The organism is Massilia sp. KIM (assembly GCF_002007115.1).
GTDB lineage: Bacteria > Pseudomonadota > Gammaproteobacteria > Burkholderiales > Burkholderiaceae_D > Telluria.
The window spans coordinates 1,028,183-1,041,770 of the sequence record NZ_MVAD01000002.1; the positions used below are offsets into that span (position 1 = coordinate 1,028,183).

The following is a 13,588-nucleotide window of genomic DNA, read 5'->3' on the forward strand; positions in this document are numbered from 1 at the left end:
CGCGGCACAAACGACAACGGCGCCCGCGGGCGCCGTTGTGCATGGATGCGGCTGGCGATCAGCGCATCTCGGCGATCATCTTCTTGAGCTTGATCGAGTCGGCGACGAAGGCGCGGATGCCTTCGGCCAGCTTCTCGGTCGCCATCGCGTCTTCGTTCAGCATGAAGCGGAAGCTCTTTTCGTCGATGTCGATCTTGGCGATGTCGGCCTTGGCGTCGGCCATCAGCTTGCGCTCGACCGGCGCGTCGGCGTCGGCCAGCTTCTGTAGCAGGTCCGGCGAGATGGTCAGCAGGTCGCAGCCCGCCAGTTCCAGGATCTGCGAGGTGTTGCGGAAGCTCGCGCCCATGACTTCGGTCTTGTAGCCGAACTTGCGGTAGTACTGGTAGATGCGCTTGACCGACTGCACGCCCGGGTCGTCGGCGCCGGTGTAGTCGGTGCCGGTCGACTTCTTGTACCAGTCGTAGATGCGGCCCACGAAGGGCGAGATCAGCTGCACGCCGGCTTCGGCGCAGGCCACGGCCTGGCACAGCGAGAACAGCAGGGTCAGGTTGCAGCGGATGCCTTCCTTCTCCAGGATCTCGGCCGCGCGGATGCCTTCCCAGGTCGAGGCGATCTTGATCAGCACGCGCTCGCGCGACACGCCGGCCTTCTCGTACAGGGCGATCAGTTCGCGGCCCTTGGCCACGGTGGCTTCGGTGTCGAAGGACAGCGCGGCGTCGATCTCGGTCGAGACGCGGCCCGGCACGTACTTCAGGATTTCCACGCCGAAGGCGATCAGGAGGTTGTCGACGATCTCGTCGATCTCGGCGTGGGGCGCGTCGGCGATGGCTTTTTCCAGCAGCGGACGGTATTCCGGCTTCTGCACGGCCTTCAGGATCAGCGAGGGGTTGGTGGTCGCGTCCTGGGGCGCATAGGCCTTGATCGACTGGAAGTCGCCGGTGTCGGCGACCACGGTGGTGTACTGCTTGAGTTGTTCGAGTTGGTTCATGGCGGGTCTCGCTAGGGTGAGTCTGGATTCTGGTGGATCAGCAGTCGGTGCCGTCGAGGAAGGCGGCGAGCATGCGTTCGAGGCCGATGCGGTCTTCTTCCGAGAAGCGGTCGAGCTTGGGGCTGTCGATGTCGAACACGCCGATCAGCTTGTCGTTCTTGATCAGGGGCAGGACGATTTCCGAGTTCGAGGCCGAGTCGCAGGCGATGTGGCCGGGGAAGGCGTGCACGTCCGGCACCACGATGGTCTTGCGCTCGACGGCGGTGGTGCCGCAGACGCCGCGCCCGAAGGGGATGCGGGCGCAGGCCGGCTTGCCCTGGAAGGGGCCGACCAGCAGGTCCTGGCCCTCGCCCTTCTTGGCGGGCACGGTCAGGTAGAAGCCGGCCCAGTTCAGGTCGGCCAGGGTGTCGTAGACCAGGGCGGAGAACTGCGCGGCGTTCGCCGTCAGATCGCGCTCGCCTTCGAGGACGCTCGTGACCTGGCGCACCAGCAGGTCGTAATCGGGACGGGTGCTGCGTTCTGGATTGATGTGCATGGCGGACCGGGGTTGCTGTCGAAACCCGGTATTTTACACCTGAGGCGGTGCGGCCGCGTTTGGCGGGGGGAGGGGCTCTCGGGTCTGGGGCGGGGAGGGCGGTGGTGGTCTGCTGGCAAACTTGGATCCCGGCCTTCGCCGGGATGACGGTTTTACGGCAAACTGTCTGGCTGGCGTCAACTTTTTGCCAGCTGCCTGAGAACGTCATCCCGGCGAAGGCCGGGATCCAAGTTCACCCAGCCCAGTGTCAGCCAATGAAAGAATCGAACTGCATATCGAACTCCTGCAAAGCCTTCTGCGCATTTTGCATCTTCTTGCGGAACTCCGGCCCGCGCCGCAGCGCCAGCCCCACGGCCAGCACGTCGATCACCACCAGGTAAGCCAGGCGCGCCGAAATCGGCGTGTACGGATCGATCGCGAACACCAGGTCGATCGGAATGAACAGCGTCGCCATCTCCGCCAGCGGCGTCCCCGAGGGCGCCAGCACGATCACCTCGGCCCCGCCGGCGCGCGCCAGCTTGGCCGAGCGGGTCAGCGCCGGGTTGTTGCCGCGCTGCGAGATCGCCACCACCGCATCGCCTTCGCGCAGCAGGGCCGCCGCGATCGAATGGATCGCCGGGTCGGTATAGGCCACGGTCGGCACGCCCGAGCGGAAGAACTTGTGCTGGGCGTCGGCGGCCACGAAGCCCGAGGTGCCCTGGCCGTAGAACTCGATCTTGTTGGCGCGCGAGAGGATCTCGAGGGCCTTCTGGATCAGTTCCGGCTTGAGGTTGTTGCGCAGGTCGAGCAGGGTGTTGATCGAGCGGCTGCAGATCTTGTTGATCAGGTCCGAGGCCAGGTCGTCCTGGGCCGGCTGCTCGTTGGCGCCTGGCAGGGCCAGGGCCAGGCCCTGGGCCAGCTTGAGCTTGAACTCGTGCCAGCCCTCGTAGCCGAGGGTGCGGCAGAAGCGCACCACGGTCGGCTCGGACACCTGGGCGCTCTTGGCCAGCGCCGTGATGTTCTGGCTGACCGTCGCGGACGGGGCGGCCAGCACCGCGAGCGCCACCTTGCGCTCCGATTTGGAGAGCGAATCGAGCTGGGTGCGGATGGAGTCGAGCAGCATGATGGTCGGTGAAGGATCAGTCTTCCGGCAGCACTTCTTCGCGCCACTGCAGGCCGTCGCGGCCGATCAGGGCGCTCGAGGCGGCGGGGCCCCAGGTGCCGGAGGTGTAGGGCACGGGCGCGTTGTCGTCCTGCTCCCAGTGCTCGAGGATGGGCTCGACCCATTCCCAGGCCGCTTCCAGCTCGTCGCCGCGCATGAACAGGGTCAGCTGGCCGCGCAGCACGTCGAGCAGCAGGCGCTCGTAGGCTTCCATGCGCGGGCTGGTGAACTGCTCGCGGAAGTCGAGTTCGAGCTCGGCCTGCTTCAGGCGCATCGAGTCGCCCGGAGTCTTGGCCATCAGGTTCATCGACAGGCCTTCGTCCGGCTGCAAGCGGATCACCAGGCTGTTGGGCTGGAAGCTGGAGGTCGGCTGGTTGAAGATCGAATGCGGGATCTGCTTGAAGCGCACCACGATCTCGGCCAGGCGGTCGGCCATGCGCTTGCCGGTGCGCAGGTAGAAGGGCACGCCGGCCCAGCGCCAGGTGTCGATCTCGGCCTTCATGGCGACGAAGGTCTCGGTGCGCGAATGCTTGGGCGCGCCCGGCTCGTCGCGGTAGCCCGGCACCGCCTGGCCGTCGATGTGGCCGGCGCGGTACTGGCCGCGCACGATGTTCTGGGCCAGGGTGGTCGGGGTGAAGCGCTTCAGCGAGCGCAGCACCTGCAGCTTGGCGTCGCGCACGGCGTCCGGCGCGATCGACGCGGGTGGCTCCATGGCCACGATGCACAGCAGTTGCAGCAGGTGGTTCTGGAGCATGTCGCGCAGCGCGCCCGAGGTGTCGTAGTAGCCCAGGCGGTTGCCCACGCCGATCTTCTCGGCGATGGTGATCTGGACGTCCGAGATCCATTCGCGGCGCCAGAGCGGCTCGAACAGGATGTTCCCGAAGCGCAGGGCCAGCAGGTTCTGCACGGTCTCCTTGCCCAGGTAGTGGTCGATGCGGTAGATCTGCGATTCGGCGAACACCTTGCCGACGTCGAGGTTGATCTGCTTGGCCGAGGCCAGGTCGCGCCCGAGCGGCTTTTCCAGCACCACGCGCGAGTTCGGCGTGGCCAGGCCGGTGGCGGCCAGGTTGTCGCAGATGGTGGCGAACAGGTGGGGCGGGGTGGCCAGGTAGTAGACGCGCGTGAGCGACTCGTCCTTGCGCAGGGCCTCGACCAGCGGGGCGTAGGTGCCGACGTCGGTCGCGTTCAGCTCGACGTAGGTGATGCGGTCGAGGAAGCGCGCCCAGTTCTCGTCCGATGGGGTTTCCTTGATGTGCGGCTTCGAGTTCTTCTCGACGAACTGCAGAAAGTCTTCCTGGGTCGAGGCGTCGCGGCCCACGCAGATGATGCGGGCGCTGGGCGGCAGGTCGTTGGCGACGTCGCGCGCGTACATCGCAGGGAGGAGCTTGCGCATCGCAAGGTCGCCGCTGCCGCCAAAGAAAACGAGGTCGAAATCGGAAAGGGCCATAATCGGAATCGGGGCTGCAAATGTGAGGAATGCGGGTGGAGAGTGCGATGTAAATTTACTACATAAACCGAGGGGTTTGCAAGAAAATTTACTACGGAAGAGTCATGGCGCTCCCTGATGGCGCTCACTGCGAACAGCGCTGGATTCTCCACGTCACCTGGCTCTCGCACGTCATCCCGGCGTAGGCCGGGATCCAAGTTCCTTGCGCTACCACTTGCGCTCGAAGGTGCCGGCAGCGCGGGCAAACTTGGATCCCGGCCTTCGCCGGGATGACGTGCTAAAGCAGGTCGGGAACGGAAACTGGGCGGTGTGCCAGCCTCAAGGATCTGCTGGCTTGATCAGTCCCGATACTCGCTGATGAGTCCCGATACTCCGCTGATCAGTCCCGATACTCCGCTGATCAGTCCCGATACTCCGTTGATCAGTCCCGCTCCTCCGCCGGTCAGTCCCGATACTCCGGCTCCTCGCGCCCCGCGACGTCCACGCGCGTGCACAGCACCTTGCCGCTGAGCGGATACTCGGCCAGTTCCTGAGCCGAGCGGCCGTGGCTGGCGCTGGTGATGTAGAGCGTGCGCAGGTCGGTGCCGCCGAAGGCCAGCGAGGTTGGGCAGCGCACCGGCACCCGCAGTTCGCGCAGGATCTCGCCCTTGGGCGAAATGCGCAGCACCCGGCCGCCCTCGAACATGGCGACCCAGTAGCAGCCTTCGCTGTCGACCGTGGCGCCGTCCGGCCGTCCGCCATAGTCCGGCGCCGACTTGTCGCTCGGGAAGGTGAGCAGGGTGCGGCCATTGCTCTGCACCCCTGTGGCCGGGTCGAAGTCGTAGCAGTCGATCCGGTGCGTGGTGGTGTCGGCGTGGTACATGGTGCGGCCGTCCGGACTCCAGGCCAGGCCGTTGGAGTTGGTCATGCCGCCGGACCAGGCGCGGCGCAGCTTGCCGCGCTCGAGCACGTACATCTCGGCCGCGGGCTGGTCGCGCGGCTCGTACATGGTGCCGATCCAGAAGCGGCCGGCCGGGTCCACGCGGCCGTCGTTGAAGCGCACCTTGCTCACGTCGTAGGGCGCGTCCGCGACCGGCGTTTCGCTGCCGTCGGTGGTGTTCAGGTAGACGATGCCGCGCCGGGTGGCGACCATCAGGTTGTTGACGTCGTCGATCGCCAGGGCCGAGGGCTCCGAACCCATCTTCCAGTAGCTGAACTTGCCGCTCGCGGGATGCACGCGGTTGACCGTCAGGCCGTTGATGTCGACCCAGTAGAGGGCCGATTCGACTTCGTGCCAGAGCGCGGACTCGCCGACCAGCATCGGCGCGTCGTGGACCACTTCAAATTTTTCCGTTGCCATCGTTGTACAGGTCTAGGGTTCCTCTCAGACCGCGGCCTTGGCGCGCGCGATCAGTCCATTGGTGGAGCTGTCGTGCTGCTCCGGCTGCGCGGCGCCCGCCAGTTCGGCTTCGATCTTCTTGGCGAGCACCTTGCCGAGTTCAACGCCCCACTGGTCGAAACTGTTGACATCCCAGATCACGCCCTGCACGAAGGTCTTGTGCTCGTAGAGCGCGATCAGGGCGCCCAGGGTCGAGGGCGTCAGGCGTTCCATCAGGATGGTGTTGCTCGGGCGGTTGCCCGGGAAGGTCTTGTGCGGCACCAGGCGCTCGGCCTCGTCCGCCGCCAGGCCCTGCTGCTTCAGATCCGCGCGCACCTCGTCCGCCGTCTTGCCCTTCATGAAGGCTTCCGACTGGGCGAAGCAGTTGGCCAGCAGGGCGGTGTGGTGGTTGTCGAACTCGTGGGCCGGACGCAGGGCGGCGATGAAGTCGATCGGGGTCACGTCGGTGCCCTGGTGCAGCAGCTGGAAGTAGGCGTGCTGGCCATTGGTGCCGCACTCGCCCCAGATCGCCGGGCAGGTCGCGGTGTCGACCGGCTCGCCCTCGCGGGTGACGCGCTTGCCGTTGCTTTCCATGTCGAGCTGCTGCAGGTAGGCCGGGAAGCGGTTCAGGTCCTGGTGGTAGGGCGCGATCGAGACCGAGGTGCAGCCCAGGAACTGGCGGTTCCAGAAACCGATCAGGGCCAGCAGGGCCGGCATGTTCTGTTCCAGCGGCGCCTCGCGGAAGTGCTGGTCCATGGCGTGGGCGCCGGCCAGGAAGTCGGCGAAGTAGCCGTAGCCGACCGCCAGCGCGACCGGCAGGCCGATCGCCGACCACACCGAGTAGCGGCCGCCGACCCAGTCCCAGAAGGGGAACATGTTGGCCGGATCGATGCCGAACTTCTTGATCGCTTCCGTATTGGTCGACACCGCCACGAAGTGCTTGGCCAGCGCCTCTTCCGGCGCGTGCTGCAGGAACCAGGCGCGCGCGGTCTGGGCGTTCATCATGGTCTCGGCCGTGGTGAAGGTCTTGGAGGCGACGATGAACAGGGTGGTCTCCGGGTTCACCTGCGCCAGGGCGGCGTCCATGTCGTGGCCGTCGACGTTCGAGACGAAGTGCATGCGCAGGCGCGGATGGGCGTAGTGGCGCAGGGCCAGCACCACCATCTTCGGGCCGAGGTCGGAGCCGCCGATGCCGATGTTGACCACGTCGGTGATCGGCTTGCCGGTATGGCCCAGCCATTCGCCGCCGCGCACCGCGTCGCTGAAGACACGGATACGGTCGAGCACCGCGTGCACGTCGGCAGGCACGTCCTGGCCGTCGACCACCAGCTTGGCGTCGCGCGGGGCGCGCAGGGCGGTGTGCAGAACCGCGCGGTTCTCGGTGTTGTTGATGCGTTCGCCGGCGAACATGGCCTCGCGGCGCTGCTCGACGCCGCGTTCTTTCGCCAGCTGGACCAGCAGTTCAAGCGTGCGCCCGTCGACGCGATTTTTTGAATAGTCTAGGAACAGACCTGCGGCCTCGACCGACATGCGCTCGAAGCGCTGGGGATCGGCGGCGAACAGGTCGCGCATGTGCCAAAGCTCGGCGTCTTCGGCATGCTGGTCGAGGGACTGGAAAGTGGCGGTGCTGGTCAGAGGTGGCTGGCGCATGGGATGGATGTGCGTGGCACAATGTTGTCATTAGCAGATGATCGAATAATACAGGGAACCGCGCGTAAATTCACTACATAAAACGCCGTGCGCCACTCCCTCCCGTCCTTCGGGCGCCTCGCCCCGATCCGCCCGACATCCCCATCGAAAGAGGGAAAAGCGGGGTGATGCGCGCACCGGACAAATCTGTAGTAAAATTTCAGATACCCAAATGAAGGAAGGAACGAACATGGCGCTCCACCCTGTAGTTGAACAGGTTACCCAACGCATCATCCAGCGCAGCCGCCCCTCGCGCGCTGCCTACCTGGCGCATCTCGAGGCCGCGCGCGTGCAGGGCGTGCAGCGCGGCAGCCTCTCGTGCACCAACCTGGCCCACGGCTTCGCCGCCTTCCCGGCCAACGACAAGCTCAAGCTGCGCGAATACAAGGCCCCGTCGGTGGCCATCATCTCGTCCTACAACGACATGCTGTCGGCGCACCAGCCTTTCGAATACTTCCCGCAGATCATCAAGGAAGCCGCGCGCGAAGTCGGCGCCGTGGCGCAGTTCGCCAGTGGCGTGCCGGCCATGTGCGACGGCGTGACCCAGGGCCAGCCGGGCATGGAGCTGTCGCTGTTCTCGCGCGACGCCATCGCCATGGCCACCGCCGTCGGCATGTCGCACAACATGTTCGACGCCGCGCTCTACCTGGGCATCTGCGACAAGATCGTGCCGGGCCTGCTCATCGGCGCGCTGCACTTCGGCCACATCCCGGGCATCTTCGTGCCGGGCGGCCCCATGACCACCGGCATCTCGAACAAGGAAAAGGCCGCGATCCGCCAGCGTTACGCCAAGGGCGAAGCGACCCGCGAGGAACTGCTGGAAGGCGAATCGAAGTCCTACCACGGCGCCGGCACTTGCACCTTCTACGGCACCGCCAACAGCAACCAGATGCTGATGGAGATGATGGGCCTGCACCTGCCGGGTTCCGCCTTCATCACCCCGGGCACCCCGCTGCGCGACGCGCTCACGAAAGCGGCGGCCCAGCGCGCGGTCGAGATCTCGGAACAGGGTTCCAGCTACATGCCGATCGGCCGCATCGTGGACGAGAAGAGCATCGTCAACGCCATCGTCGCGCTGCACGCGACCGGCGGCTCGACCAACCACACCCTGCACCTGATCGCCATCGCGCGCGCGGCCGGCATCGTGATCGACTGGAACGACTTCGACCAGCTGTCCAAGGTCGTGCCTTCGCTGACCCGCATCTATCCGAACGGCGAAGCCGACGTGAACCACTTCCAGGCCGCCGGCGGCCCGGGCTTCATCATCCGCGAACTGCTCGACGCCGGCCTGGCCCACGAGGACGTCAACACCATCCTCGGCCGCGGCCTGCGCGCCCACTGCAGGGAGCCCTTCCTGGGCGAGGATGGCAAGGTCGTGTGGCGCGACGTCACCGCGCAGAGCGGCGACGAAGCGGTGCTGCGTCCGGCCTCGAACCCGTTCAGCAGCAACGGCGGCATGGTGCTGGTGCAGGGCAACCTGGGCCGCGCCGTGATGAAGATCTCGGCGGTGAAGGCGGAGTACCACACCATCGAGGCGCCGGCCATCACCTTCGATTCGCAGGAAGCCTTCATGCAGGCCTACAAGGACGGCAAGCTGAATCGCGACTTCGTGGCCGTGATCCGCTTCCAGGGCCCGCGCGCCAACGGCATGCCGGAACTGCACGCGCTGACTCCGGCCCTGTCGAACCTGCAGGACGCCGGCTACCGCGTGGCGATGGTCACCGACGGCCGCATGTCGGGCGCGTCCGGCAAGGTGCCGGCGGCGATCCACGTCTCGCCCGAGATCCTGGCCGGCGGTCCGCTCGGCCTCGTGCGCGACGGCGACATCATCCGCGTCTGCGCCGCCAAGGGCGAGCTGAACGCGCTGGTCGCGGACGACGTGTGGGCGGCGCGCAGCATGGCCACCGCCGACCTGTCCAAGAGCCACATCGGCATGGGACGCGAGCTGTTCGCCGTGTTCCGCGCCACCATCAGCGCGGCGGAGGAGGGCGCAGCCACCTTCCCTTTGCCGTCGCCGATCCCCACCACCGTGCCGCTGCATGAAGGCGTGGACGCCAACGAAGTCGTGCCCGGTTCCGACGAAGACTTTCTCTTTAGGACGCAGAAATGACCCTACTTGACATCATGCGCTCGGCGAGCGTGATTCCGGTGATCGCCATCGACGACCCCGAGCACGCCGTGCCGCTCGCGAAAGCCCTGGTTGCAGGCGGCATCCGCGTGCTCGAAGTAACCCTGCGCACCGAGCACGGACTGAACGCGATCCGCGCCATGAGCCAGGTGGAAGGCGCTATCGTCGGCGTCGGCACCCTGACCCAGCCGCACGAATTCGCCCAGGCTCGCGACGCCGGCGCGGTGTTCGGCGTCTCGCCGGGCCTGACCCCGTCGCTGATCGAGGCGGCCAGGACCAGCGGCCTGCCGCTGCTGCCGGGCGTGATGACCCCGTCCGAGGTGATGGCTGCGCGCGAGGCGGGCTTCCGCCAGCTCAAGCTGTTCCCGGCGGTGCCGGCGGGCGGCGTGGGCATGCTCAACGCGATCGGCGGCCCGCTGCCGGACGTGACCTTCTGCCCGACCGGCGGGATCTCGATCGAGACCGCGCCCAAGTTCCTGGCCTGCAAGAACGTGGCCTGCGTGGGCGGCTCCTGGCTGACCCCGAAGGACCTGATGGTGGCCGGCCAGTGGGACCAGATCACCGAGCTGGCGCGCGCCGCGGCGGCCCTGCGCCCGCAGTAAGCCTCGCCCCATGCCGACGCTCGCGCGCCCGCTGAGCGACGGCGAGATCCGGATGGCGTCGCTGCTGTTTGGCGACGCCATCGACTACGCCCTTGTGCGCGTGCACAACCGGCGCTACCTGCCTTTCCAGCCCCGCAACTGCTGCATGACGCCGAACGGCAGCATGTACTTCCACCATTCCTGCTTCCTGCCCGATTACACGCGCGGCGCGGCTGGCGCGATCCACTGGTTCATGCACGAGATGGTGCACGTGTGGCAGCACCAGCTGGGCTATCCGGTGCGCCTGCGCGGGGCGGTCCGCATCGGCCTGCGCTATGGCTACACGCTGCGCGAGGACAGGACCCTGGCCGACTACAACATGGAGGCCCAGGGCGACCTGCTGGCCGACTACTTCGTGCTGAAGCACCTGCGCAAGCCGGACGCGATGCGCCAGCAGCGCTATCGCGCCAGCCTGGCGCTCTACGAGCGCGTGCTGGCCCGGTTCCTGGCGGCGCCCGGCGATCGCGCCAGCCTGCCGCGCGGCCTGGCGCGCAGGCTGCTGGTCAGGGCCTGAGCCCGGTCGCGCGCGGCGGCAGCGACTGGAAGTAGTGGTACATGGCGTCGAGGTCGGTGTCGTTCAGGTTGCGCAGCGCGGCGAAGGGCATGGCCGGGTCGACGCGGGAACCGTCCGGACGCAGGCCGCTGCGCATCATGTCGCGGAAGGAGGCGGCATCCGGATAGCGCGGCAGCACCGAGCCGGGGCCCGGGGTCAGGTTGGCCGCCGCCGGCCAGGAGGGCGGGCCGCCCGCGATCTTGCCGCCGCTGAGGTTCGCGCCGTGGCAGCCCATGCACATATTGGCCACGTACATCCCGTGCTGCACCGAGACGGCCGGCGTCACCGCGGGTTCCGGCGGCAGCGTGTGGTCGATCTTCGCGGCGGCGTCCTGGATCACGCCCAGCCCGTACATCAGCTTGAAGGGCAGCGGCGTCTCGATGCGCGCGGCCACACCGGCTACCGGCGGAAGCTGGCGCGCGTAGCTGATCAGCGCGACAGCGTCCTCGTCGCTCATGCGGTTCCAGTCTTCGCTCGGCATGATCTGCACCGGCCGGCCATCCGGCTTGACGCCGTGGCGCAGGACGCGCAGCCAGTCGCCGGCGTCGTAGTCCTTGACCACGCCGTTGGCGCCGCCCGTGATGTTGGGCGCCACCACCAGCATGCCGTCGCCGTCGATGATGGTGCGTCCCGCGCCGCGCGCGCCGTGGCAGTCGGCGCAGCCGCGCGAGTTGAACAGATAGCGCCCGCGGTCCAGCGTGGCCGGGCTGTTGTCGAGGTCGAGCGCCGCGACTTCGACGCGAATGACGCGGGTGCGGGTTTGTTCTCCGACGTGAAGGGCGGTGGCCACCGCCAGGCCGGCGAGGCCGAAGAGCGCGCCCATGCCGATGGCCGCGCGTTTGATCCAGGTTTTCATGTGCTGATGTTCTGTGCTGTCCGTTCAGCCGGTCGTGGACCGGCACACCCCGTGCAAGGGGACCAGGCCTAGCTACGTGCGCCATGCCTGGCCGGATGCAGGAACCTCAGCCGGCGTGCCTGCTCAGCCCTTGGCGCGCGAAGGCGCCGGCGCCGGGCCGCAGCCGCGGGTGCACTGCCGGAAGCGGGTGTCGCAGCGTGCGCCGCGTTCCGCCAGCGCGCGCTGGAAGCTCGACTTCTCGGCGGCGCGCACCTCGGCCGGCTGGCCCTCGCGTCGTGCGGCTGCCTGCGCGTGCGGATTGCTGTCCTCGATCTTGATCAGAGGGGCGCTGTCGTAGCTGGCCGCCTCGGCCGCCTGGGCGCGGCACTCCTTGCGTTCGGAGTCGCACATGGATTGGCAGAAGCCTGCGTCCTGGGCATGGCCGCTGCTTGCAGCCAGCAGTGCGCACACCAGTGCGGGGAAAGGGAAGCGCTTCATCGCCGGTCCTCGGTCAAGGAAAAGTCCAGTCTGATGTGTCGCTGCATTTTTGGCAATGCGCACAGCATGGTTTCGCAGGCATCCGCCGGCCCCGGGAGCCCGGTTTTCGCGCCCCGGGCCGGACTATCCTTTAAAATGGCGCATTCTTTTTCTTCTACCAACAGAGCATCATGACTCAAGACGAACTCAAGCAGGCAGTGGCGCGCGCCGCCATCGAATACGTGGTCGACGGCGAAATCATCGGCGTGGGCACCGGCTCGACCGCCAATTTCTTCATCGACGAACTGGCCAAGATCAAGGACCACATCAAGGGCACCGTGGCCTCGTCGGAAGGCACGGCGGCCCGCCTGCGCGGCCACGGCATCCCGGTGTTCGACCTGAACGAGATCGAGTCGATCGCGGTCTACATCGACGGCGCGGACGAGATCACGGCCCAGGGCGCGATGATCAAGGGCGGCGGCGCGGCCCTGACCCGCGAGAAGATCGTGGCCTCGGTGTCGAAGCAGTTCGTCTGCATCGCCGACGGTTCCAAGCTGGTGGAAACGCTGGGCAAGTTCCCACTGCCGGTCGAAGTGATTCCGATGGCGCGCGCGGCCGTGATGCGCCAGCTGGCGGCCCTGGGCGGCCAGCCGCGCCTGCGCACCAAGCCGGGCAGCGACGAGGCCTTCATCACCGACAACGGCGGCGAGATCATCGACGTGGCCGGCCTGTCGATCGCCGATCCGGTGGCGCTGGAAAGCAAGATCAACCAGATCGTCGGCGTGATCGCCGTCGGCCTGTTCGCGCAGCGCGGCGCCAATGTCTGCCTGCTGGGCACGGCGGAAGGCGTCAAGAAGCTGACGTTCTGAGCGGGAGGCTCGCATGAAGCGCGCGCTGGTGCTGGCGGCCGTCCTGCTGGGCGGTTGCTCCATGTTCAAGAGCAAGATGGAAGCGGCGCCGGCGGCGGTCGCGGCCAAGCCGGCTGCGGCCGGGCTGGTCGACGCCAACGGCGCGCCGATCGAGCGGGTGCCGTTCAGGACCGGCGTGTCCTCGGCCACGGTCGAGAAGCTGGCGCGCGGGCATGCCTGCGAAGGCGGGCAGGGGGCGGGCTTGATTACGGAGCCGGGGCCGGTGGAGGTTTACCGGATGCAGTGCGATAACGGCAAGGTGTTCATGGCGCGGTGCGAATTGCGCCAGTGCAAAAAGATGTAGTCTTCGACTACTTGTTTCCCGATGCGTGCTAGCGGCGTATCAGGAATCGCGGTGATGGTTGTAACCCATCGCCCATTAACGTCATCCCGGCGAAGGCCGGGATCCAAGTTTGTTCGCATTCCACCGTCGTTTGACGCTGGTGGCATGCTGAGGAACTTGGATCCCGGCCTTCGCCGGGATGACGTTGTTTGAGGCAGGCTCGGTGCCTGCGTCAGGGTGCCGGTCGCCCCTTACGAGCCGCGAGCGGGCACTCGGGCGCAAGCGGCAGCAGGTGTGCGAACTTACGCAGTCGGCGGCACGTACCCGACAGCCTGATCCGCGCCTTCACCGAAGAAGTGACGCTCCATCTGGGTCGCCAGGTACTTGCGCGCGCGGTCGTCCGCAAGGTTGAGGCGGTTCTCGTTGATCAGCATGGTCTGGTGCTTCAGCCATGCCTGCCACGCTTCCTTCGACACCGATTGATAGATTTTCTTGCCCAGCTCGCCTGGAACCGGCGGGAAATCCAGCCCTTCGGCTTCCTTGTTGAGTTTGATGCAGTGGACGTTGCGGGCCATTCTGTACTCCTGTTAATCCGTGACGGTATGA

General features: G+C 66.9%; 14 protein-coding genes. 5 read left to right on the forward strand and 9 right to left on the reverse strand.

The genetic code is table 11. The features are described from left to right. Positions 1-58: 58 nt before the first annotated feature. From tal to pgi, 6 genes are all read right to left on the reverse strand, one after another. Positions 59-988, reverse strand: a complete 930-nt coding sequence (tal, locus tag B0920_RS19335) for a transaldolase (protein WP_078034263.1) — start codon at positions 986-988, stop codon at positions 59-61. 37 nt (positions 989-1,025) lie between these two features. Beyond that, entirely contained in the window at positions 1,026-1,523 is a 498-nt protein-coding gene (locus tag B0920_RS19340) for a GAF domain-containing protein (protein WP_078034264.1), read from the reverse strand. Positions 1,524-1,770: 247 nt separating this feature from the next. Next, positions 1,771-2,625: an SIS domain-containing protein gene (locus B0920_RS19345; RefSeq protein WP_078034265.1), complete on the reverse strand. Its 855-nt coding sequence runs from the start codon at positions 2,623-2,625 to the stop codon at positions 1,771-1,773. Positions 2,626-2,641: 16 nt separating this feature from the next. Beyond that, the gene (zwf, locus tag B0920_RS19350; protein ID WP_078034266.1) at positions 2,642-4,111 is read right to left on the reverse strand and encodes a glucose-6-phosphate dehydrogenase; all 1,470 of its coding nucleotides are present in this window, start codon (positions 4,109-4,111) and stop codon (positions 2,642-2,644) included. Between the two features lie 442 nt (positions 4,112-4,553). Continuing rightward, positions 4,554-5,450, reverse strand: a complete 897-nt coding sequence (locus tag B0920_RS19355) for an SMP-30/gluconolactonase/LRE family protein (protein WP_229455779.1) — start codon at positions 5,448-5,450, stop codon at positions 4,554-4,556. Between the two features lie 24 nt (positions 5,451-5,474). Next, a complete protein-coding gene (pgi, locus tag B0920_RS19360; RefSeq protein WP_078034267.1) occupies positions 5,475-7,118 on the reverse strand; it encodes a glucose-6-phosphate isomerase in 1,644 nt (547 codons plus the stop codon). A gap of 229 nt (positions 7,119-7,347) precedes the next feature. Here pgi and edd point away from each other — a divergent pair, with 229 nt between their 5' ends. From edd to B0920_RS19375, 3 genes are read left to right on the forward strand one after another with little or no spacing between them, the layout of a single operon-like run. Then, positions 7,348-9,267, forward strand: coding sequence for a phosphogluconate dehydratase (gene edd, locus B0920_RS19365; RefSeq protein ID WP_078034268.1), 1,920 nt, complete (start codon positions 7,348-7,350; stop codon positions 9,265-9,267). After that, positions 9,264-9,887 carry a bifunctional 4-hydroxy-2-oxoglutarate aldolase/2-dehydro-3-deoxy-phosphogluconate aldolase gene (gene eda / locus B0920_RS19370; protein WP_078034269.1) on the forward strand — a complete coding sequence of 208 codons (624 nt, stop codon included), beginning with the start codon at positions 9,264-9,266 and terminating at the stop codon, positions 9,885-9,887. Before edd ends, eda begins: the two co-directional genes overlap by 4 nt. A gap of 10 nt (positions 9,888-9,897) precedes the next feature. Beyond that, complete coding sequence (locus B0920_RS19375) at positions 9,898-10,440, forward strand: Rhs element Vgr protein (RefSeq protein ID WP_078034270.1); 543 nt, start codon at positions 9,898-9,900, stop codon at positions 10,438-10,440. On the opposite strand, the gene B0920_RS19380 is transcribed toward B0920_RS19375, so the two are convergent. Next, positions 10,430-11,335, reverse strand: coding sequence for a c-type cytochrome (locus tag B0920_RS19380; RefSeq protein ID WP_078034271.1), 906 nt, complete (start codon positions 11,333-11,335; stop codon positions 10,430-10,432). The two genes, B0920_RS19375 and B0920_RS19380, sit on opposite strands and share 11 nt — an antisense overlap. 123 nt (positions 11,336-11,458) lie before the next feature. After that, positions 11,459-11,812, reverse strand: a complete 354-nt coding sequence (locus tag B0920_RS19385; RefSeq protein ID WP_078034272.1) for a hypothetical protein — start codon at positions 11,810-11,812, stop codon at positions 11,459-11,461. A gap of 170 nt (positions 11,813-11,982) precedes the next feature. On the opposite strand from B0920_RS19385, the gene rpiA reads away from it, so the two are divergent. Next, on the forward strand, positions 11,983-12,660 hold the full coding sequence (gene rpiA, locus B0920_RS19390) for a ribose-5-phosphate isomerase RpiA (RefSeq protein ID WP_078034273.1): 678 nt from the start codon (positions 11,983-11,985) through the stop codon (positions 12,658-12,660). 13 nt (positions 12,661-12,673) lie between these two features. Next, positions 12,674-13,003 (forward strand): hypothetical protein, encoded by a 330-nt coding sequence (locus tag B0920_RS19395; protein ID WP_078034274.1) that lies wholly within the window; start codon positions 12,674-12,676, stop codon positions 13,001-13,003. Between the two features lie 281 nt (positions 13,004-13,284). Here B0920_RS19395 and B0920_RS19400 read toward each other — a convergent pair whose 3' ends face one another. Beyond that, positions 13,285-13,557 (reverse strand): oxidative damage protection protein, encoded by a 273-nt coding sequence (locus B0920_RS19400; protein WP_078034275.1) that lies wholly within the window; start codon positions 13,555-13,557, stop codon positions 13,285-13,287. Positions 13,558-13,588: the final 31 nt, after the last annotated feature.